We start from the raw sequence: 20,840 nt of genomic DNA, 5'->3' as shown, positions 1-20,840 counted from the left end.
ATGTTTTTAGCATTAAAAGAATTACGCCACGAAAAACTCCGGTATGGGCTCGTTATTGCAATGATTGCCCTAATTTCTTATATGATTTTCATTTTAACCGGTCTGGCTTCTGGTTTAGCCAACCAAAATACCGCTGCCATTGATTCATGGCAAATCAAAAAGATTGTCCTCAACAAAGATGCTGATACCAACCTACGTCAATCCCTTCTAACTAACCAAGAAGTCGCTAAAGGAACACAAAATCACCAGGTATCTGTTATCGGTCAGGCAACCATTGTTGCTAAACGTCCGCACCATGCCAATATCTCTGGAACTTTTATCGGGATCAATCCTAATCAAGCTCTTGCCTCCCAGATAAAGATCACTACTGGTCACCAGCTGCGTGGAAAATACCAGCTAGTGGTCGATGATAGCCTGGCAGATAAAGGTCTGAAAATTGGCGACCAGTTTACCTTTAACTCTGATCCACAAAAATATACTATTGTTGGCTTTACTCATAACGCTAAGATGAGTGTTACACCCGTCATTTACGGAAACATTGCTGCGTGGGCTAATATTCGCCAATTACCAGCAACTTTTGGTGGCAGTGCACTAGTTAGTTCCCACAAAAACCTCCCGGCTCCATCTGCCAACTCGAAAACATACCCTGTTGCTGACTTCATTGCAAAATTACCGGGATATGCGGCTCAAAATAGCACCTTCATTTTTATGATTGGTTTTTTACTAGTGATCTCACTCATTATCATCGCTGTTTTTCTATACATTATTACAATGCAAAAGTTACCCAACTATGCGGTTCTCCGAGCTCAAGGGATTCCTGCCCGCTTGCTGGTTACTGCCACTTTATTGCAGGCTGGTTTGCTCACTGTAATCGGACTTGTTATCGGAACCCTTTTAACATACGGAACAGATTTGGCTTTACCAGCTGGTGTCCCCGTGTCATTTGACCTCCCCCTACTAGGTTTAGGGGCACTGGGGCTGCTCTTAATGGCCTTCCTTGGGGCACTGATCCCTGGTCGTGTAATAGCTAAAGTCGATCCAATCACAGTAATTGGAGGTTAATTTTATGACAGCAATTCATTTACACAATATCAATAAGTTTTTTGGGTCTGGGTCCGCACGTGTTCATGTGCTAAAAGATCTTGATTTTCAAGCTGAATATGGTGAACTAGTGCTTATCTTAGGTCCCTCTGGTTCCGGCAAGAGTACCTTTTTAACGATTGCCGGTGGTCTGCAAACACCGTCCACAGGTACAGTAAGCATCGCAGACCAGCAAATCGATCAGTTAACTCCCCAACAGCGGGAACAAGTTCGCCTGAATAAAATTGGCTTTGTTCTCCAGTCATCCAGCTTAGTGCCTTACCTTGATGTCGCTGATCAGTTTGCTCTAGTTGACCGAGTCAAAAAAGGGAATCTTTCGCCACAAGAACTGGATCGCTTGTTGAAACAACTAGGCATTGCCGAGCTCAAGCATAAATTTCCGGAGCAGCTATCTGGTGGGCAGAAACAGCGGGTAGCAATCGCACGGGCATTATATGCCGATCCAGCAATCATTTTAGCTGATGAGCCAACTGCTGCTCTTGACAGTCCACGGGTACGTGAAACGGGTCAACTTTTACAGGCCGTTGTACATCAGCAACACAAGGCAGTAGTAGTGGTAACTCACGACCTGCGCCTCAAAGATTTTGCCGATAAAATTTATACATTGAATGATGGAAAATTAACAATTACCCGATAAACAAAAAAGCGGGGAGCACATTTTTTTCGTGTGCTTCCCGCTTTGCTATATTTATCGCAAGAATTAAATTTCGTGTTGTTCAAATAGACTATCGACCGACTGATTATGGTAAATCAGCGAAATTGCTTGAGCAAATACTGGTGCTACGGATAACACCTTGAGTTGAGCGAATTGCTTTTCTTCCGGAATAGCAATCGTGTCTGTCACAATCACTTGCTTGATATCAGAATCACGCAAGCTTTCTACAGCTTTGCCAGAGAAAACAGCGTGTGTTGCGCAGGCATAGATATCCTTGGCATTAGCCATCTTCAATGCTTTGGCCGCATCTGTCATCCGAACACCGGTATCAATCATATCATCCAGGATGATGCAGTTCTTACCGGCAACGTTGCCAATAACCGTCTGATCATGAATTGTTTCCAGAGAATTCTCATCCCGCTTATCAATGATTGCAATTGGTGCTTTGAGTAGTTGGGCCATGTTCCGTGCTTTCTTGGCACTGCTATGATCTGGCGCAATCACCACAACATCCTTGTCGAGACCAATCTTCTTGAAATAATCCACTTGGGTAAAAATTGCCAGCAAGTGGTCGACTGGAATATTGAAGAAGCCTTGGAGCTGACCAGCATGCAAATCCATAGAAACTACCCGATCAGCACCTGCTGTTTGAATGAAATTAGCCACCATCTTAGCGGTGATCGGTTCCCGTGCACGCGCTTTCCGGTCTGCCCGTGCATATCCATAATAAGGAATCACAACATTAATTGTTTCAGCACTTGCGCGCCGCAAAGCATCGATCATAATCATCAATTCCATGAAGTTTTCATTAACTGGGTCAGAAATTGATTGCACAACGAAGACATCCGCTCCCCGGACACTTTCATCAATGTTGATTTGAATTTCACCATCGCTAAAATGCTTAACTGAAGCACTGCATAGATCTGCTCCCAATTCGGTAGCAATCTTTTGTGATAATTCTGGATTTGAGTTCAATGCAAACAGTTTTAAACTAGCAGTATTATTTTCCATAATGCCCTCCAATATATAATCCTACTGTCCCTATTATAGGGTAAAACGATTGATTAGTAACTATCTTTCCATGAAGTTATCCGATAAAAATCATCTGGTAAAAATAATTTAAAATTCATTGGGGGGCAAATTAGCACCTTTCTCATTGAAATATAGTAATTATTTAACTATTAATAACAGATTATGATTATATAATATGAACATACCTAAGTTGTCCCCTTCCCGTTCAAGCCACTTTAGACGGGTAAATTACAAACATTTCGCTTTACAACTTTCTTATTTAAATCGAAAAAGATTAATATTTCATATATAAACAGTAATTAGTTATATTTGATCCACAAAGCCCCCTAGTTCCGCAATAATTCGCATCCGCCTTTTTATACACATTCTCATTATTGTCTCAGTTGCAAACATTCCCTTTTTCACTTTTAAAGTAACCGTTACCTTTACTTATACGACGGCGTTTGTTCCCATTAATTTTTAGTTCTATTTTTTTATTCTTTTAAAGAAAAATAAGGATGATTCCGCCTTGATTAAAATCAATAATGGTTTATACTAGATTATGTATTCAAGTTGAATTCGGTTACATCACATAGTGTGTTGTAATTACGGATTTACATATTTTTAGGAGGTTTTATGATGAGTTCTTCTCTTAAAATTGCTTCGACTCAAGAAGCGCGTCAATATTTCGATACTGACCGCGTTGTTGTCGATGCTGTAGGCTCTGATTTTACTGATGTCGGTGCTGTTATCGCAATGGATTACGAAACAGATGTCATCGACGCTGCTGATGCAACTAAGTTTGGTATTCCTGTTTTTGCCGTAACTAAGGATGCCCAAGCTATCAGTGCTGATGAGCTGAAGAAGATTTTCCACATCATTGATTTGGAAAACAAATTTGATGCTACTGTTAACGCTCGTGAAATCGAAACTGCTGTTAACAACTACGAAGACAGCATTTTACCACCATTCTTCAAGTCATTGAAAGAATACGTTAGCCGTGGTTTAATCCAATTCGACTGCCCAGGTCACCAAGGTGGTCAATACTACAGAAAGCACCCAGCTGGTCGTGAATTCTACGACTTCTTCGGCGAAACTGTCTTCCGTGCAGACTTATGTAACGCTGACGTTGCCTTGGGTGACTTGCTGATCCACGAAGGTCCTGCTGTTGCTGCTGAAAAGCATGCTGCACGTGTTTACAACGCTGACAAGACTTACTTCGTTTTAGGTGGTTCTTCCAACGCTAACAACACTGTAACATCTGCTTTAGTTTCTAACGGCGACTTGGTATTGTTCGACCGGAACAACCACAAGTCCGTTTACAACTCAGCTTTAGCTATGGCTGGTGGCCGTCCTGTTTACCTCCAAACAAACCGTAACCCATACGGCTTCATCGGTGGTATCTACGACAGCGACTTCGATGAAAAGAAGATCCGTGAACTGGCAGCTAAGGTTGACCCAGAACGTGCTAAGTGGAAGCGTCCATTCCGTCTGGCTGTTATCCAATTAGGTACTTACGATGGTACTATCTACAACGCACACGAAGTTGTAAAGCGTATCGGTCACCTTTGTGATTACATCGAATTCGACTCTGCTTGGGTAGGTTACGAACAATTCATTCCTATGATGCGTAACTCTTCACCATTATTGATTGATGACCTTGGTCCAGAAGATCCTGGTATCATTGTTGTTCAATCAGTTCACAAGCAACAAGCCGGCTTCTCACAAACTTCACAAATCCACAAGAAGGATAGCCACATCAAGGGTCAATTACGTTACTGTGACCACAAGCACTTTAACAACTCCTTCAACTTGTTCATGTCTACTTCACCATTCTACCCAATGTATGCAGCATTAGACGTTAACGCTGCTATGCAAGAAGGCGAAGCAGGTCGCAAGTTATGGCATGACCTTCTGATTACTACCATTGAAGCTCGTAAGAAGTTGATCAAGGCTGGTTCAATGTTCCGTCCATTCGTTCCACCTGTTGTTAACGGCAAGAAGTGGGAAGATGGCGACACTGAAGATATGGCTAACAACATTGACTACTGGCGCTTTGAAAAGGGTGCTAAGTGGCATGCTTACGAAGGCTACGGCGACAACCAATACTACGTTGATCCAAACAAGTTCATGTTAACTACACCTGGTATCAACCCAGAAACTGGTGACTACGAAGACTTCGGTGTTCCAGCTACTATCGTTGCTAACTACTTACGTGACCACGGTATCATCCCTGAAAAGTCTGACTTGAACTCTATCTTGTTCTTGATGACTCCAGCTGAAACTCCAGCTAAGATGAACAACCTGATCACTCAACTTCTTCAATTACAACGCTTGATCGAAGAAGATGCTCCATTGAAGCAAGTTCTTCCTTCAATCTACGCTGCTAACGAAGAACGTTACAATGGCTACACTATCCGTGAACTTTGCCAAGAATTGCACGACTTCTACAAGAACAACAACACGTTCACATACCAGAAGCGTCTCTTCTTACGTGAATTCTTCCCAGAACAAGGTATGCTTCCATACGAAGCTCGTCAAGAATTCATCCGCAACCACAACAAGCTTGTTCCATTGAACAAGATCGAAGGCGAAATCGCCCTCGAAGGTGCTCTTCCATACCCTCCAGGAGTATTCTGTGTAGCACCAGGTGAAAAGTGGTCAGAAACTGCTGTTAAGTACTTCACTATCTTACAAGATGGTATCAACAACTTCCCTGGATTCGCTCCAGAAATCCAAGGTGTATACTTCAAGCAAGAAGGCGACAAGGTTGTTGCTTACGGTGAAGTTTACGATGCAGAAGTTGCTAAGAACGATGATCGTTACAACAACTAATAACTGCATTGCCTGATTAACAGGCAGGAAAAAACCGGCGTTATGCCGGTTTTTTTGTTGCACAATTTTTCTTTTTTAACTTGATTGTCAATAAGTAAGTTTTATCCCATGATAGTTCCATGACTATTGAACTATTAAAACAAGACCAATATCGCGTCAAAATTTTTAAGCACTGGCAGAAGTTAAACGGATTGAAATCATCCGTTATCTCTACCACCATCAGGGAGCTCACTCATGTGGTGAAATTAAAGTCTCCCTAAACATGAGTAAGTCAAACCGTTCCTACCACCTTAAAATCTTACAGGAAGCAGGGATAATTAATGATCCGTAATATTCGCTCATAAGCGCTTCCCCACACAAAAACGCCCAGCTGGATTCGCATCCTACTGGGCGTTCTTAATATTATAGCTTTGCTTTTAGAAAATATTTGGTCGGAAGTTGAATTTCTTCTTCATGAAGAAACGTACAAAGTACCCGACTGTTGCCAGGATAAAGTAAACAATCCCTGGCAACGGTGGGTTGATTGACTGTGGTACTAGGGAAATGATAATGAACATGAAGAGCCACATTACCACCAACGTAGCCAATGCCGTTGTGATCTTTACCCATCCTTTAGTATTGTACTTAGACAAACTAGTTGTAAAGACTGCCATGGTTACCCCGGTAATCACAGAAATCAGCACAACTGTCAACCAACCACTGCTTGCAGCTTGGGCTTCCTTTTTGCTGAACAAACCAATCAACGCAAACATCAAACAGAACAAGGTGAACATCATTGTCCCGTTATCTAGGGCTGCTTCCAGGAATGTCTGGTTCACTCCACTACCACGCTTAACTTCCTTTTTCTTAGGACCATTCACGATTTCATCAGCCTTTTGGCTCACTGGACCATACAGCTTAACAGCAGTGATCCCTTGCTTTTGTTTTTCTTGAAGTTCGGCCATCATTGTCCCGATAACTTCATCTTTTTTAGCTGGATCATAGTGCATTTCATCCAATGCCTTGTCCAACTTATACATATAATCTTCGTTCTTATTGGTTAAACCTGCATACCGATCCAAGCGTGCTTGGGTTTGTTGTAATTCCCGCTCTACTTGCCGCTTCTTCCGCAATGCTTGTGTTTCGGCATTTTTTTCTCTTGCCGTCTTTTCTTCTGCCACGATCAGTTCCTCCTATCACTCTCTGCCACTAAACGTTGAACCGGAATTCAATAATGTCACCGTCTTGGACCACATAGTCCTTACCCTCTAAGCGTAACCGGCCTGCTTCACGAACTGCTTGCATACTACCGTACTTGTTCAAGTCTTCAAAGGACACTACTTCGGCCCGAATGAAGCCCCGTTCGAAGTCAGAGTGAATAATACCAGCCGCTTGGGGAGCTTTAGTCCCATGTTTAAAGGTCCAGGCCCGTGTTTCCTTGCCCCCGGCAGTAAAGAATGTTTCCAGCCCCAACAACTTGTAAGAAGCCCGAATCAAGCGGTTCAAACCTGGTTCTTCGACCCCTTCCATTTCCAAGAATTCAGCCTTTTCATCGTCGTCCATTTCTGCAATTTCTTCTTCAGACGCTGCAGCCACTCCGATCACTTCGGCCCCTTCATCCTTGACATGTTCCTTGATCGCTGCCATATATTTGTTGCCGTCTGGGTTAGCCATATCTTCTTCAGCAATGTTGGCAACGTATAAAACTGGCTTTGTCGTCAGCAGGAATAACCGCTTAACGATCACTTTTTCAGTATCATTAAATTCAATGGTCCGGACACTCTTTCCGGCTTCCAAAACAGGCTTGATCTTTTGGAGAACAGCCAACTCTGCTTTAGCTTCCTTATCTGGCCCCTTAGCTGCCCGTTCAACTTTAGCCAAACGCCGGTTAACAGCATCCAAATCTGCTAAAACTAATTCCAGGTTGATCGTATCAATATCATCAATCGGATCTACCCGTCCAGTAACGTGAGTAATATTATCATCATCGAATGCCCGCACTACGTGAACAATGGCATCAGTTTGGCGAATGTTTTCCAAAAACTTATTCCCCAAACCTTCACCCTTGCTAGCACCCTTTACGATCCCAGCAATATCAGTAAACTCAAATGTAGTATGCACGATCTTCTTAGCTGGCACAATTTCATCAATCCGTGCCAAGCGCTTGTCTGGCACCTCAACCATCCCCACGTTTGGATCAATAGTGGCAAACGGATAGTTGGCCATTTCAGCCCCCGCTTTAGTAATCGCGTTAAATAAAGTTGATTTACCAACGTTTGGTAACCCAACAATCCCTGCAGTTAATGCCATGTTTTATTTCACTCTTTCCTTACTTATTTAGCTTGCTTCTTAACTCTGGTTTAACCATGAGCCTTTTCTAATACCCGCTTCAGTCGTTTGTCAAACTGCCGCCGGGGTAACATTACCAACCGCCCACACTGGGTACATTGAATCTTAATGTCCATCCCCATCCGGATAATTTCCCAGCGGTTGGCACCACATGGATGGGGTTTTTTCATCTCAACAATATCATGGAGTTCATACATCAGCTTGTCCCCCTTAACTCTAATCCAGATGGATCCCCAAAACATCCATAATGCGGTTGAAGTCATCTGTTGATAAGTAGTCAATTTCAATTTTTCCCTTGTGTCCCGACTTATTGTTCTTGATAGCAACCTTCGTCCCGAACTTCTCGCCTAAGAGTTGTTCGCTTTGCCGGTAATATTGCTCATATGGATTGGCTTTGGTTTTACTCCGTTTCTTTGCTGGCTGCTTACCGTTAGCCTTTTGAACCAATTGTTCTAATTGGCGAACAGTTAACCCTTCTGCGACCGTTCTTTTAGCTAAGGCTACCAATTTTTTCTGGTCTTTAACCCCCAGCAACGTCCGCGCTTGTCCCATCGACAATTGCTCTTTTTGAAGCATCGTTTTAACGGATGCAGGTAGGCCCAAGAGCCGTAAGTAGTTAGCAATATATGGTCGCGACTTTCCTAGACGTTGTGAAACTTCATTTTGGGTTAGATTCAGTCTTTCCATCAACGTCGCATATGCTTGGGCTTCTTCCAACGGTGTCAAGTCTTCCCGTTGCAAGTTCTCCAAGACAGCCACTTCCATCATTTGTTCTTCGTTGAACTCACGAATGATCGCTGGAATAGTTTTCTTTTGTGCTAGCTTAGAGGCGCGGAAGCGACGTTCCCCAGCAATAATTTCATAACCCTTAACTTGCGACTTGCGCACAATAATCGGCTGGAAAACCCCATCTTTTTTAATCGATGCCGCCAATTCTGCCAGCGCTTCTTCGTTGAAAGTTTTCCGTGGTTGGTAAGGGTTCGGCCGGATATCAGCGATCGCTAACTCCAGAACCTTTTCATCATCCGCCGGATTTTCTGCGTCAACATCCTGGAAAAGAGCTGCAATCCCTCGTCCCAAGCCGTGGTTATTCTTTTTATTCGTCATGAGCTGCAAGCACCTCCTTGGTCAAGGACCGATACTGTTCTGCACCCTTGGACTTTGGATCATAATCAATGATCGCCATCCCGTGTGATGGAGCTTCAGATAAGCGTACGTTACGTGAGATTACCGTCTGATATACCTTATCTTTGAAATAGTTCCGCACTTCAGCCACCACTTCATTTCCCAGGTTAGTCCGTGCATCTAACATAGTCATCAAGACCCCTTCAATCTTCAATTCTGGATTGAAGTGCTTCTGAACCAGGTGAATCGTATTCATCAACTGGCTCAACCCTTCCAAAGCATAGTATTCTGCTTGAACGGGAATCAAAATTGAATCACTAGTCGTAAACGCGTTGATAGTCAGTAAACCCAGTGATGGGGGACAGTCGATCAGAATATAATCGTATTGATCTTTGATCGTTGCCACTGCATCTGCTAACCGCTTTTCCCGCGCCATCTGCGAAGTTAATTCGATTTCTGCCCCCGACAACTGGATCGTTGCTGGCACCACATCGTAGTTTTCCCGTTGCGTATGCTTGATCACATCCGCGATCGGAACTTCATTGACCAAAACGTCATAAATATCTTGGTCAATATCTGCTTTGCGTACTCCCAGGCCACTAGTAGCATTCCCCTGGGCATCCGTATCAATTAATAGTACTTTTTTTCCTGCTTCCGCCAGGCAAGCTCCCAAGTTTACACTGGTTGTGGTCTTGCCGACGCCACCTTTTTGATTTGCAAATGCAATAACAGTTCCCACAGTTGCCATCCTTTCTACTTTCCCGCTGGTTTATCAACAGGAATATCAATGATAATCCGCCGAAAACCTTCGTGTTCTTCCTCAACGGTATGGATATCCAAGCCGGTATCAGTAATCATTTTGACTGACTTCCGGATTGTATTGACCGCCAGCCGCGGATCACTTGTCTTCCCACGAATTGAACGCTTCTTCTTGGTCCGCTTAGGACGTGGCTTCTTATAAGTGCTGACTACTGCTTCAGTTTCCTTAACTGAAAGATGTTCAGCCAGAATCTTTTTCATCACCGCTACCTGGGTCGCTTCATCCAATCCAACCAAACACCGCCCGTGGCGCTCAGTCAACTCCCGCTTGAGCATCACCCGTTGAACTGCTGGTGCCAAACGCAACAAGCGCATCTTGTTGGCAACAAATGATTGGCTTTTGCCGATCACTTTTGCCAATTCTACCTGGGTCATCTGGTTGAGCTTCATCAGCCGTTGGTAGGCTTGAGCCTCTTCAATTGCAGTCAGTTCTTCCCGTTGGAGATTCTCAATAATCGACATCGAGGCAGATTCACTATCCGTCATCTCTTTGACTAAGGCCGGAATTTTTTCCCAACCTAAATACGAAACGGCTCGAAAACGTCGTTCCCCCGCAATGATTTCATAGTGTTCTGGTTCATATTCGCGGATCACAATTGGTTGCAATAACCCGTGTTTTTGGATTGTTTCCGCCAACTCCTGAATACTTTGCTCACTAAATTCTTTTCGGGGTTGATAACGATTCGGAACAATTTGCGCTACCGCTATTTCCTGAACGCTCTTTGTTTGATCAACCTCTTCTTTTTTACTCTTAAAAAAAGACCATGCCATACTATCACCCCTAGTTTTTTTCTGGTGCTACCAACGGTTTACGGGCAGGTGTACCAGCTTTACGTGGATATTGCCGTGGTGTCGGTTGGACCTTGGATACTATCACAATGTGCCGCTCATCGCCTGTTTGGGGCAAAGTCATTTGCTTATCAGCTTCGATTTTACCGCCTAGTTTGGCAATTGCATACTGGGCATCATGGAGTTCATCAGGGGCTTTTTGGGCTTTCAATGCCACAAATTGCCCCCCTACTCGCACGAGGGGTAAACAAAACTCACTCAGGACACTCATCCGGGCCACTGCCCGTGCTGTTACCAGGTCAAAAGTTTCCCGACTAGCACTCTTTTTACCCCCAAATTCTTCTGCCCGTGCATGAACAAGCGTAACATCCGTTAACCCTAATTCATCAACCAGCGTTTGAAGAAAGTTAATGCGCTTGTTTAAAGAATCAATAATCGTCACCCGCAACTGCGGAAAGGCGATTTTTAACGGGATTGACGGGAACCCTGCTCCTGCCCCAACGTCTGCTAAACTGAGCGCTTGGGTTCGTATTTCAGGCACTGCAATCGCAGCCGTCAACGAATCATAAAAATGTTTCAAATAAACTTCATTTTCTGCTGTGATGGCAGTCAAGTTAACCTGCTCATTAGTCTTGACCAGTAACCGATAGTACAGCGCAAACTGTGCCATTTGTTGCTCAGTCAGTATGATCCCTTGTGCTGCCACTGCCTGTTGAAATTCTTCTGGATTCATAGTTTTTTCCTTCGTTATATTTTTGTGAAACACAGTGCTTCCCAATGTTTCACACACTGTTATAAGTATAAGAAACTTAGCTAGGAAATACAAGCCACCACCCTAGAGAAATCAAGTATCTCTACAAAAAAATAATGGGAAATTCACTCGCTTTTTTTGCCAGCAAATTTCCCATTATTTACGCTTCACTCACTCACGCCGTTCGTTGTTCTTTAATCATCAAAGCCAGAATCAATCCGACTAACTCTAATGCAAAGAAGAAGCCAAATGCGTATCCATATCCTGCTTTTTCCATAGTTGTATGCCCTGCATATGTAACTAGCAACATCGCTAAAGCAACCCCTAAACTACCTAATATTTGTCGCATCGTTGTCGTCACAGCCGTCCCGTGGGGAATCAGGTGCTCTGGTAAAGAGTTGGCGCCTAAAGTAGTTGCAGGCATCATTACGAAAGCATTGCCCCCTTCAATCAAGCATGCCAGCAAGATCATGCTGAGTAAGTGTAACTGCTGCATGAAGATTTCTAAGCCAGCCCAACCAGCTAAAATCATTACCATTCCGATCAACAACGTCCGCTTCATCCCTAATTTACCAGTCAAACGGCCAGTCAATGGATTGAGAATACTCAATAAGATAGCTGGAGGAACTAAAGCTAAACCAGAAACTAATGGTGAATACCCCAGTACATCTTGATAAAACATCGGGTAGAGTACTGTTGTGACGATTAGTGAGATATAGGCTAACCCCGTCAGGAGCATCCCAATATCAAAATTACCATATCTAAGCACTTTCAAGTCCAACATCGGTTTAGGGGCAGTAAGGTTACGCTGGACAAAGAGGGCCGTCAAGATTGCACTTATGACAAACTCTCCACCCAACCAAAGGGATAAAGTCCGACTGCTCCCCCAGCTATTGATGAAGTATAACAAGCCCACCAAACCAACTGAATATAACACAGCCACAAAATCTAACTGGTATTCGTGTCGTTCAACTACATCGCGCATGCTAAACAATGACATGATAATCAAGATCGCAATAATGATCATAAAAAGCCAAAAGAGATTTTGCCACCGCATATAATTAAGTACGATCCCTGAGATGATTGGACCACATGCTAATGCGGACCCCAATACCAGGCCAACAAACCCCATCGTTTTAGCACGATTTTTCCGGGGCGAGATTAAGAGTAAGACTGCTTGGAAAGTTGTAAACCGAATTCCCACAGCCATTCCTTCGAGGAGACGCCCACCTAGAGCCCACCAAAAGTTGTGTGCAAAAACAATTAACAGTGTCCCCAGTTCGAATAGAATCATTACCCCTAAATAGAGTGCTTTGAAATTAACATTATTCATCAACCACGGACTAACTGGCATCATAATACACATCATCAACATAAAACCTGTAGTCAGCCACTGAATCGTTGGGGCACTAACATCAAAATACCGCATCAACGTTGGATAAGCAGTTGACAATGATGATTGACTGATCGACATCGTAAACGACCCCATTAATAAGGTAAACATGAAGGTCATTCGCTGCCCTTTTGTCATTGCAATCTCTTCATTCATGAACAACATCTCCCTCTTAAGACAGTACTATTATAGTTTTAATTAGAAAAATTGTAAACTACTTGCAACTACTTGATTTAACCCCTGGGATTATCCATAATTGACCTAATCTATATCGAAGGAGTGGTCCTGATGAATCAAGTCCAACTAAACGCGATCCAAAAATATGCCCATGCCCAACTCCAAGCCGATAAAACTGGCCACGGTTTCGACCATATCCAACGAGTTGTGGCGATTGCACGGCAAATTGCTACTCAAGAACAAGCCAACCTATTTATTACCCTAGCAGCTGCTTACCTTCACGATGTGATCGATGATAAACTCGTCGCTGACCCCCAGGCAGCTCAAGCCCATGTTCGTACTTTTCTAAGTACAACTGGATTAACCCCAACTGAAGTAGAACAAATCATGGTAATCATTACCAATATGTCTTTCGCCAGCACTTTAAACAAAGACACCCCCTCCCTGTCATTAGAGGGCCAAATTGTTCAAGATGCGGACTGGCTTGATGCTATCGGCGCAATCGGCATTATTCGGGCAGTCTATTTTGGTGGGGCTCATGGTGAAAAAATCCACGATCCTGCAATGCCACCGCGGCATAATATGTCCAAAGAAGAGTACCGTAACCTCGACCATGAAACGATCATCAATCATTTTGATGAAAAGCTTTTTAAAATCTCTGCTATGCTCAATACCCCTACCGGGCGAAAAATGGCTGCTCACCGCCACCGCTTCATGCAAGAATTCCTCGCCGAATTTCATGCTGAATGGGCTGGCCAAAAATAATTTAAATCGTAATTACCAGCATTCAATTGCTGGTTTTGTTGTCCTTAGCCCCGTTCTAAAGCGTAATTGTCCTTTTTCTTGATAAATGTCCCTATTGACAATTTAAATAGTAATGCTTACTATTTAACTCGAACTTATTTTATGAGGAGGTATCCCCTTGCGGTATATACGCTTTGTTTGGCTGAATTTGCTCTTGGTAGTTAGTGCTATTATCATCAGCGGTTGTAGCTTGCGAACACCTGCTAAATCTACGACTAAGATTCAAGCGGTAGCAACCACCAATTTTTATGGTGAATTAGAACAGGCTGTCCTAAAAGATCACGGGCAGGTTTACTCAATTATTGACAGTGCCAACGTTGATCCCCATGAATATGATCTCACCATCAAACCAGCTCGAAAGATTGAAGACAGTGATTTGGTCTTGTCTAACGGGGTCGGCTATGACACCTGGGTTACTAAAGTGACGAGCAAACGCCATATTACTGTCGGCGAAGATATCGCCCATATTTCTCCCGGCGCCAATGAACACCTCTGGTACCGGCCTGATCTGATGAAAAAAGTGACGCTGAAATTAGCGTCTGAATTCAGTCAGATTCAGCCGCAACACCGCGCTGCCTTTTATGCCAATGCCAAAGCCTATAATCAACAACTATCGCAACTAACTGACCTTTTAGCTACGATTAAGCACCACAACCAGGGGGAAAAAGTAGCCGTTAGCGAACCAGTTTTTGATTATGCACTAGCGATGATGGGTTACAAAGTTATTAATCAGCACTTTGCCCAAGCCATTGAAGAGGGGACCGATCCTTCGTATGACGATATCGCCCAGCTCCAAGCTGACATCCGTCATCACCGCATCGCCTTCTTTGTTGAAAACACCCAAAGTGACGCTCCGGTCATTAACCAACTGGTCAAACTGTGCCACCAGTATCATGTGCCGGTGGTCCAGGTTACAGAAACAATGCCCGCAGGCAGGAATTATCTCTCCTGGATGAAAGATGAATTCATGCAAGTTCGCAATATACAGAAAGGAATTGATTAAGCAGTTATGGATTATATTTTACAAGTTGATCATTTAGATCTTAGAATCCCTCAACGGCAACTCTTTAAAGACCTATCCTTTGGGATTCCCCAAGGAGCTTTAACTTGTATCACAGGTGAAAATGGTGTCGGCAAAACTACCTTAATCAAATACCTCCTGCGTCATATCAACCGGGAATCGGCCACTGTAACCATCAACCTCACTCCTGACCAGGTACAATACGTTCCGCAGTTACGGAATATTGATGATGACTATCCTTTAAGTGTTGCTGATTTCGTAGCGCTTGGTTTTAAACACCGACTCCTCCCTTGGAATACCCCACGGATGAAACAAACCGTGGCTGACCTCTTACACGAAACTAATCTAACCAAGATTGCGCGCCAACCCCTCGGTAAGGCATCAGGTGGTGAAAAGCAACGCGCCTACCTGGCACAAGCTCTTTGCGCTGAACCACAATTACTAATCATGGACGAGGCAACTGCCAACTTGGACCAAGAATCAAAGCATGAACTTCTTCGCTTGCTTAAGCGTATCATGCCTCAACGCAATCTAACGGTTATTTTTATTACTCACGATCCTGAATTAATTACTACTTATGCTGATTACGAACTTCACCTTGCAAACCAGACCGGTCACTTGACTAAAAAGGAGGCGCAAAATTAATGTTTTACTACGACTTTATGCGGTACGCATTCATTGCCGGAATCTTCATCGCTGTTATCTGTAGTTTCATGGGGGTCTTTGTTGTCGCTAGACAAACCTCATTCTTTACCCATACCCTATCTGAAATTGGCTTTTCTGGCGCTTCCTTTGCTATTTTTGCCGGTTTCGAGCCAATTTTAGGAATGCTCCTTTTCACTTGTACCAGCGCCTTATTTATCGGCTTTTCTGGTGAAAAGCTCGGGCGCCGTGAAGCATCAATTAGTGTCTTTTCAGGCTTATTCTTAGGATTGGGGATTCTCTTCTTATCCCTTTCTGAAAAGCAAGCAAGTTACGCCACTAATATCCTCTTTGGAAGCATCATCGGGATCACCGCCCCTAATCTCCGGACCCTTATCTGGCTGAGTATCTTGCTGTTAGTGGTAGCCTTCTTCTTGTTCCGCCGTTTAGCTTATAATTCTTTTGACGCGCAGGGAGCTGAGTTCAACCAACGGGGCAACCGCTTAGTTTCAATAATTTTCTTATTAATGTTAGCTTTGACTGTTAGTATTACAGCCCAAATTATCGGGGCCTTATTAATCTTTGTTCTCCTGACCATCCCGGCTTCGGCAGCTAAATTTTTTGCCAGTTCTCTCCCCAAGATGATCGGGCTGACCTTTAGTTTCGTCTTGATCGGCATTTGGCTTGGACTTACGTTGAGCTATTGGACTAATTGGCCAGCTAGTTTCTTCATCACAGTGCTTGAAGCACTGTTTTACGGCGTCGCTTTACTCAAAGACCGCCTCCTTAATAACAAGTAAAAAACGCCCAGTTTTTGAACTGGACGTTTTTTTGTTTAGTAATTTTCTGTATATTGACTGATAACTGCTTGCTGCAAAGCATATAGTTGCGGTGTGATATACACTGGGAACTCATCTGGATTCAACCGTCGCTGGGTTGCTTCTGGTAGCTCTGCTAACTGTTGCTTACTGAACTTTTGAATTGCAAACACATCCGGTGTACTGGTCAAAAGTTTCGTACCGTTCATTACCTCTGTTTGTAATGGGCGCGCCTCAAAATTATTCAGTAACTTATTTTGTTTAATCGCCATCGGATCAGCTGTCACCGCATGAATAACGATTGGCAAGCGTTCATCTTTCAACGCAATTAGATCAGCAAAGGCTTCATTAGTTCCTTTGTGATAGAGGCGATAAACCTGTTTCAAACCTGGTAATGTTAGTTTACCCCGGCTAGCAGACAACTTAATCTTAGGAATCAATTCACCATCGCGTTCAACCGCCGCTAATTTGTATACCCCACTCAACACGGGTGATGAAGAACTGGTAATCAACTCTTCCCCTACCCCCAAGGCGTCAATTTGGGCACCTTGGTGTAATAATGAAGAAATGATTTCTTCGTTGAGGGAGTTGGAAATGGTAATTTTAGCGTCGGGGAACCCTGCTTCATCCAGCATCTTCCGCGCTTGCCGTGAAAGAGAGGTAATGTCCCCCGAATCAATCCGAATCCCAAAAGAGCTATGCCCTTCTTCTTTCAACCGCTGAAATGTCTTGATGGCATTAGGAACTCCTGAATTCAGGATATCGTAAGTATCAACCAACAAAGAACAATTATCTGGATAAATATCCGCCCATGCATTGAAAGCATCGATTTCAGAGTCGAATGCCTCAATCCAACTGTGGGCCATCGTTCCAGAAACTGGAATATCAAATTTTTTCCCCGCCAGTACGTTGGAAGTAGCCACTGCCCCACCAATGATTGCGGCCCGCGCTCCAAAGAGTGCTGAACTTGGTCCTTGAGCCCGACGAGCACCGAACTCCATCACTGGCAACCCAGCAGCGGCAGCAGTAATCCGCCGTGCCTTGGAAGCAATTAGCGTCTGGTGATTTAAAATATTGAGCAAGAAAGTCTCATATAATTGTGCTTCCATCAACGGGCCACGAATGGTCATCAATGGTTCCCGCGGAAAAATTGGGGTTCCTTCAGGCACTGCCCAGATATCACATGTGTTTTTGAAATTCTGCAAATAAGTCAAAAACTCTTCATCAAATATGTTCAATGAACGTAAATAAGCAATATCCTCTTTAGCAAAGTGCATGTTTTGGATTTCTTCCAAAGCCTGTTGGAGCCCAGCAGCAATCACAAAGCTCCCATTATCTGGGACTTGACGATAAAAAATGTCAAATACCCCACGTTGTTCACGGTCTAGAGCACGTTGGAAACCAGCTGACATAGTGAACTCATAGAGGTCTGTCAGTAATGCTAAATTATCTCCGACTTTCATAATTTCTATTGTTATTCTCCTTAGATTTGCTAGCACGGACGCTAAACTGGTCGGGCTAAATGTTTTAAAACCATAATAAATGATTTTTACCCTTGAAACAAGCTATCATCCCTGCCATGTACTTCTTAAAACTTCCGAAAACGCGCATGGCGTTGGCGCACCAGTTCATTCCCTGGTAAGGCGCGTAACTTTTGTAATTGTTCCCATAACACTTGATCAATATTAGTGCATACTTCCTTATGATCGTCTGGTTCAGGGATTATCCCCTCTATTACCTGTTGCTTCAGCAATGCTTGGGGGGTTAATTGCATCTGCTCTGCCGCTAACCCCGCCTTTTTACTGTCTTTCCACAGGATAGCAGCAAAACCTTCTGGGGAAAGAATTGCATAGGTACTATACTCCAACATCCAAACTTGATCACTAACGGCTAAAGCTAATGCACCGCCACTCCCTCCTTCACCATAAATCACAGTGATCACAGGGACTTCAAGTTCGCCCATTGCCAAAATACTCTGGGCCAATGCTGGACCCTGCCCTTGTTCTTCTGCTTCCGGACTAGGGTATGCTCCCGGGGTATTAACAAATACCAACACTGGGCGGTTAAAGTGGGCTGCTTGTTGCATCAGACGCAAAGCCTTGCGATAACCCGCTGGCATCGGACTTCCAAAATGCGTTTGTTGGCGTTCTGCCAGGTCCTGGCCCCGGTTGGTTATGATGACAGTTACCGGCTGGTCGTGGAAAGTTGCCCAACCACCGATGATTGCAGGATCATCTCCGCCCACCCGGTCACCATGAAGCTCAAAAAAATCAGGAAACAAATGTGTGATTAGCTCCTGCGCCGTAATCTTATCTGCCCGCCGGGCGCGTTTTACGACCTGAGCTGCATCAAGCTTGGACATTATTTCTACCTCCATTTTTCAATAACCATCCGAGAACCTTTTTTTCATCTTCACGTTGCACAATTTGATCAATGAAACCGTATCGTAGGACATTTTCTGCCGTCTGCAAGTCCGGCGTTACTGTGGTTTGGATGGTTTGTTCAATTACTCGTCGCCCCGCAAAACCAATTAAGGCATGTGGTTCAGCCAGAATAATGTCGCCATCCATCGCAAAACTAGCCGTCACACCCCCTGTTGTTGGGTCCGTCAAAATCGTTATATATAGCAAGCCTGCACGGTGGTGGGCTGCTATGGCCTGCGAAATTTTCGCCATCTGCATTAACGAATGGATCCCTTCTTGCATCCGTGCACCCCCCGAAGCCGTTACTAGTACAACTGGGAGTTGGTGGGCTGTCGCATATTCAAACAGGCGGGTGATTTTTTCACCGGCCACAGTTCCCAATGATCCCATGATGAACAGTGGATCCATGATCCCTAAAGCAAACGGGGTCCGCTCGATAGTTGCTTTTCCTGTTAAAACCGCATCGTTAAGCTGTGTTCGCGCTTGGGCAGCCGTTATCTTTTCCATATAACCTGGAAAATCTCTCCCCACAACAGTTGTCAGTTCAGCATCCATCTCTGTAAATTCATCTACCAGCCACGCTAAACGCTGCCGTGCCGCCTGCCGTTTGCCTGCACCACAGTGGGGACAAGTGCCATAACGATTAGTCGCCACTTTGGCCCAAGTGCCATGACAATAATGACACTTCTCCCATAAGTCATCTGGAACTCGCTGCATAGCTTTTTTATCTGCCTGAATATGACGCTCGCTGAGAGTATTCTTTTTATCATACAAAGCCATCACATATCCGTTCCTTTCCAAGCGGGAAGAATCTCTTTTTCCAACGTTGTAATCGTCGCCTGCCCGCCAACAAAAAGCGGGTCTGCAAGAATTGCCTGTTGCAATGCTTGATTGGTCGTGACTCCCCGAACTACCAATTCGTTTACTAAACGTTGGGCCTTGGCCCGAGCTTCTTCGCGATCAGATCCTTGTGCAATCACTTTAGCAATCAGTGAATCATAAAAAGGTGTGACCACATCCCCCGGATATAACGCCGTATCAATCCGCACGCCCAAGTTTCCTGCTGGAAGATGTACTATTGTCACCTGACCAGTAGCTGGGCGGAAGTCGTGGGTCGGATCTTCCGCATTGATGCGACACTCGATTGCATGTCCGTGTGCTTGAATATCATCCTGCATAAATGACAGGGGTAAGCCCGCTGCCACCCGCACCTGTTCTTTGACCAAGTCTATCCCCGTGATCATCTCTGTCACGGTATGCTCCACCTGGAGCCGGGTGTTCATTTCAATGAAATAAAAATGGTGGTCCTGATCCATCAAAAATTCAATCGTTCCCGTATTGGTATAGGCAATCACATCCATTACCCGGAGGGCAAGCCGCCCCAAGTATTTTCTCTCCGCTGAGGTCAAGCCGGGGGCTGGACTCTCTTCAACCAATTTCTGTTTATTGCGCTGAACTGAGCAATCACGCTCTGGAAAATAAACTTGGTTCCCCTGGTGATCAGCAAAAACTTGGACTTCGATATGTCTGACCCCCGTCAGTATCTTTTCCAGATACATTCCCTGGTCTCCAAAGGATAATAGGGCTTCTTTTTGGGCCCGGGTAAAGACACGTTCCAATTCTTGTTCACTTTCGACACGGCGGATGCCCTTGCCACCACCACCGGCAATTGCTTTTAACATTATAGGATAGCCTAATTCACTAGCGGCTTGCTGCGCTACTCCCAGGGTCGTAATCCGCCCCTTGCTTCCAGGGACTACTGGAATCCCGTTTTGCCGCATTTCTTGCCGCGCATGCTCCTTGTTTCCCATCAAATCAATCGTCGTTGCTCGGGGGCCAATAAAAGTTAGGCCGCATTGTGTACACAAGTTAGCAAATTCGGCATTCTCGGCCAAAAAACCATATCCGGGGTGGATTGCTTGTGCTCCAACACCCACTGCTGCTGCAATAATATTTTGCATATTCAAGTAAGATTCTTGGGGTTGCGCAGGTCCTACACAGACCGCTTCATCTGCCAATTGAACATGTAAACCATCCCGATCAGCAGTTGAATAAATCGCCACTGTTTGAATTCCTAATTCTTGTAATGAGCGAATGATCCGTACTGCAATTTCACCTCGGTTAGCGACTAGAACCTTTGTAAACATT

At 44.3% G+C, this 20,840-nt stretch carries 21 protein-coding genes; 8 read left to right on the top strand and 13 right to left on the bottom strand.

Features of this window, described 5'->3' with window-relative positions; all coding sequences use genetic code 11:
* The gene (locus G541_RS0104470) at nt 1-1,062 is read left to right on the top strand and encodes an ABC transporter permease (protein ID WP_027826631.1); all 1,062 of its coding nucleotides are present in this window, start codon (nt 1-3) and stop codon (nt 1,060-1,062) included.
* A 4-nt stretch (nt 1,063-1,066) separates the two neighbouring features.
* Nucleotides 1,067-1,738, top strand: coding sequence for an ABC transporter ATP-binding protein (locus G541_RS0104465; RefSeq protein WP_009553940.1), 672 nt, complete (start codon nt 1,067-1,069; stop codon nt 1,736-1,738).
* A 63-nt stretch (nt 1,739-1,801) separates the two neighbouring features.
* Here the strand turns inward: G541_RS0104465 and G541_RS0104460 are convergent, their stop codons facing one another.
* Entirely contained in the window at nt 1,802-2,767 is a 966-nt protein-coding gene (locus tag G541_RS0104460) for a ribose-phosphate diphosphokinase (protein ID WP_009553941.1), read from the bottom strand.
* 639 nt (nt 2,768-3,406) lie between these two features.
* Here G541_RS0104460 and speC point away from each other — a divergent pair.
* Nucleotides 3,407-5,602 (top strand): ornithine decarboxylase, encoded by a 2,196-nt coding sequence (gene speC / locus G541_RS0104455; protein ID WP_009553942.1) that lies wholly within the window; start codon nt 3,407-3,409, stop codon nt 5,600-5,602.
* Between the two features lie 172 nt (nt 5,603-5,774).
* Nucleotides 5,775-5,933, top strand: coding sequence for an ArsR/SmtB family transcription factor (locus tag G541_RS10790; RefSeq protein ID WP_202805141.1), 159 nt, complete (start codon nt 5,775-5,777; stop codon nt 5,931-5,933).
* Nucleotides 5,934-6,018: 85 nt separating this feature from the next.
* On the opposite strand, the gene G541_RS0104450 is transcribed toward G541_RS10790, so the two are convergent.
* The 8 genes from G541_RS0104450 to G541_RS0104415 form a co-directional block, all read right to left on the bottom strand.
* Complete coding sequence (locus G541_RS0104450; RefSeq protein WP_027826630.1) at nt 6,019-6,762, bottom strand: DUF1129 family protein; 744 nt, start codon at nt 6,760-6,762, stop codon at nt 6,019-6,021.
* Between the two features lie 28 nt (nt 6,763-6,790).
* Nucleotides 6,791-7,891 (bottom strand): redox-regulated ATPase YchF, encoded by a 1,101-nt coding sequence (gene ychF / locus G541_RS0104445; protein ID WP_027826629.1) that lies wholly within the window; start codon nt 7,889-7,891, stop codon nt 6,791-6,793.
* A 50-nt stretch (nt 7,892-7,941) separates the two neighbouring features.
* Nucleotides 7,942-8,127 carry a DUF951 domain-containing protein gene (locus G541_RS0104440; RefSeq protein ID WP_009553945.1) on the bottom strand — a complete coding sequence of 62 codons (186 nt, stop codon included), beginning with the start codon at nt 8,125-8,127 and terminating at the stop codon, nt 7,942-7,944.
* Nucleotides 8,128-8,146: 19 nt separating this feature from the next.
* A complete protein-coding gene (locus tag G541_RS0104435) occupies nt 8,147-9,037 on the bottom strand; it encodes a ParB/RepB/Spo0J family partition protein (protein ID WP_009553946.1) in 891 nt (296 codons plus the stop codon).
* Nucleotides 9,027-9,794: a ParA family protein gene (locus G541_RS0104430; protein WP_009553947.1), complete on the bottom strand. Its 768-nt coding sequence runs from the start codon at nt 9,792-9,794 to the stop codon at nt 9,027-9,029. Before G541_RS0104430 ends, G541_RS0104435 begins: the two co-directional genes overlap by 11 nt.
* Before the next feature lie 14 nt (nt 9,795-9,808).
* On the bottom strand, nt 9,809-10,645 hold the full coding sequence (noc, locus tag G541_RS0104425) for a nucleoid occlusion protein (protein WP_009553948.1): 837 nt from the start codon (nt 10,643-10,645) through the stop codon (nt 9,809-9,811).
* Between the two features lie 10 nt (nt 10,646-10,655).
* Nucleotides 10,656-11,396: a 16S rRNA (guanine(527)-N(7))-methyltransferase RsmG gene (rsmG, locus tag G541_RS0104420; RefSeq protein WP_009553949.1), complete on the bottom strand. Its 741-nt coding sequence runs from the start codon at nt 11,394-11,396 to the stop codon at nt 10,656-10,658.
* Nucleotides 11,397-11,589: 193 nt separating this feature from the next.
* Nucleotides 11,590-12,963 carry an MFS transporter gene (locus G541_RS0104415; protein ID WP_009553950.1) on the bottom strand — a complete coding sequence of 458 codons (1,374 nt, stop codon included), beginning with the start codon at nt 12,961-12,963 and terminating at the stop codon, nt 11,590-11,592.
* 132 nt (nt 12,964-13,095) lie between these two features.
* Here G541_RS0104415 and G541_RS0104410 point away from each other — a divergent pair, with 132 nt between their 5' ends.
* The 4 genes from G541_RS0104410 (at nt 13,096) to G541_RS0104395 (ending at nt 16,251) form a co-directional block, all read left to right on the top strand.
* Nucleotides 13,096-13,749, top strand: coding sequence for an HD domain-containing protein (locus tag G541_RS0104410; RefSeq protein WP_035162934.1), 654 nt, complete (start codon nt 13,096-13,098; stop codon nt 13,747-13,749).
* 157 nt (nt 13,750-13,906) lie between these two features.
* Nucleotides 13,907-14,791, top strand: coding sequence for a metal ABC transporter solute-binding protein, Zn/Mn family (locus G541_RS0104405; RefSeq protein ID WP_027826627.1), 885 nt, complete (start codon nt 13,907-13,909; stop codon nt 14,789-14,791).
* Between the two features lie 6 nt (nt 14,792-14,797).
* Complete coding sequence (locus G541_RS0104400; RefSeq protein WP_009553953.1) at nt 14,798-15,454, top strand: metal ABC transporter ATP-binding protein; 657 nt, start codon at nt 14,798-14,800, stop codon at nt 15,452-15,454.
* Complete coding sequence (locus tag G541_RS0104395; RefSeq protein ID WP_009553954.1) at nt 15,454-16,251, top strand: metal ABC transporter permease; 798 nt, start codon at nt 15,454-15,456, stop codon at nt 16,249-16,251. Before G541_RS0104400 ends, G541_RS0104395 begins: the two co-directional genes overlap by 1 nt.
* Before the next feature lie 35 nt (nt 16,252-16,286).
* Here the strand turns inward: G541_RS0104395 and G541_RS0104390 are convergent, their stop codons facing one another.
* From G541_RS0104390 to G541_RS0104375, 4 genes are all read right to left on the bottom strand, one after another.
* Nucleotides 16,287-17,732, bottom strand: a complete 1,446-nt coding sequence (locus tag G541_RS0104390) for a nicotinate phosphoribosyltransferase (RefSeq protein WP_027826626.1) — start codon at nt 17,730-17,732, stop codon at nt 16,287-16,289.
* 125 nt (nt 17,733-17,857) lie between these two features.
* Nucleotides 17,858-18,631: an acetyl-CoA carboxylase carboxyltransferase subunit alpha gene (gene accA / locus G541_RS0104385; protein WP_027826625.1), complete on the bottom strand. Its 774-nt coding sequence runs from the start codon at nt 18,629-18,631 to the stop codon at nt 17,858-17,860.
* The gene (locus G541_RS0104380) at nt 18,618-19,472 is read right to left on the bottom strand and encodes an acetyl-CoA carboxylase carboxyltransferase subunit beta (RefSeq protein WP_027826624.1); all 855 of its coding nucleotides are present in this window, start codon (nt 19,470-19,472) and stop codon (nt 18,618-18,620) included. Before G541_RS0104380 ends, accA begins: the two co-directional genes overlap by 14 nt.
* A complete protein-coding gene (locus G541_RS0104375) occupies nt 19,472-20,839 on the bottom strand; it encodes an acetyl-CoA carboxylase biotin carboxylase subunit (protein WP_027826623.1) in 1,368 nt (455 codons plus the stop codon). The genes G541_RS0104380 and G541_RS0104375 overlap by 1 nt, the downstream gene beginning before the upstream one ends.
* Nucleotide 20,840 lies beyond the last annotated feature (1 nt).

Origin of the sequence: Ligilactobacillus saerimneri DSM 16049, from assembly GCF_000423265.1 — a bacterium.
Classification (GTDB): domain Bacteria; phylum Bacillota; class Bacilli; order Lactobacillales; family Lactobacillaceae; genus Ligilactobacillus; species Ligilactobacillus saerimneri.
Note: the sequence above shows the minus strand (reverse complement) of the source record. Positions and strands in the feature narration are given on the sequence as shown.

What these genes read in the sequence shown, in the direction of transcription:
- G541_RS0104470 (WP_027826631.1), top strand. Translation starts at nt 1, where the DNA reads ATGTTTTTAGCATTAAAAGAATTACGCCACGAAAAACTCCGGTATGGG.
- G541_RS0104465 (WP_009553940.1), top strand. Translation starts at nt 1,067, where the DNA reads ATGACAGCAATTCATTTACACAATATCAATAAGTTTTTTGGGTCTGGG.
- G541_RS0104460 (WP_009553941.1), bottom strand. Translation starts at nt 2,767, where the DNA reads ATGGAAAATAATACTGCTAGTTTAAAACTGTTTGCATTGAACTCAAAT.
- speC (WP_009553942.1), top strand. Translation starts at nt 3,407, where the DNA reads ATGAGTTCTTCTCTTAAAATTGCTTCGACTCAAGAAGCGCGTCAATAT.
- ychF (WP_027826629.1), bottom strand. Translation starts at nt 7,891, where the DNA reads ATGGCATTAACTGCAGGGATTGTTGGGTTACCAAACGTTGGTAAATCA.
- G541_RS0104440 (WP_009553945.1), bottom strand. Translation starts at nt 8,127, where the DNA reads ATGTATGAACTCCATGATATTGTTGAGATGAAAAAACCCCATCCATGT.
- G541_RS0104435 (WP_009553946.1), bottom strand. Translation starts at nt 9,037, where the DNA reads ATGACGAATAAAAAGAATAACCACGGCTTGGGACGAGGGATTGCAGCT.
- noc (WP_009553948.1), bottom strand. Translation starts at nt 10,645, where the DNA reads ATGGCATGGTCTTTTTTTAAGAGTAAAAAAGAAGAGGTTGATCAAACA.
- rsmG (WP_009553949.1), bottom strand. Translation starts at nt 11,396, where the DNA reads ATGAATCCAGAAGAATTTCAACAGGCAGTGGCAGCACAAGGGATCATA.
- G541_RS0104415 (WP_009553950.1), bottom strand. Translation starts at nt 12,963, where the DNA reads ATGAATGAAGAGATTGCAATGACAAAAGGGCAGCGAATGACCTTCATG.
- G541_RS0104410 (WP_035162934.1), top strand. Translation starts at nt 13,096, where the DNA reads ATGAATCAAGTCCAACTAAACGCGATCCAAAAATATGCCCATGCCCAA.
- G541_RS0104400 (WP_009553953.1), top strand. Translation starts at nt 14,798, where the DNA reads ATGGATTATATTTTACAAGTTGATCATTTAGATCTTAGAATCCCTCAA.
- G541_RS0104395 (WP_009553954.1), top strand. Translation starts at nt 15,454, where the DNA reads ATGTTTTACTACGACTTTATGCGGTACGCATTCATTGCCGGAATCTTC.
- G541_RS0104390 (WP_027826626.1), bottom strand. Translation starts at nt 17,732, where the DNA reads ATGAAAGTCGGAGATAATTTAGCATTACTGACAGACCTCTATGAGTTC.
- accA (WP_027826625.1), bottom strand. Translation starts at nt 18,631, where the DNA reads ATGTCCAAGCTTGATGCAGCTCAGGTCGTAAAACGCGCCCGGCGGGCA.
- G541_RS0104380 (WP_027826624.1), bottom strand. Translation starts at nt 19,472, where the DNA reads ATGGCTTTGTATGATAAAAAGAATACTCTCAGCGAGCGTCATATTCAG.
- G541_RS0104375 (WP_027826623.1), bottom strand. Translation starts at nt 20,839, where the DNA reads ATGTTTACAAAGGTTCTAGTCGCTAACCGAGGTGAAATTGCAGTACGG.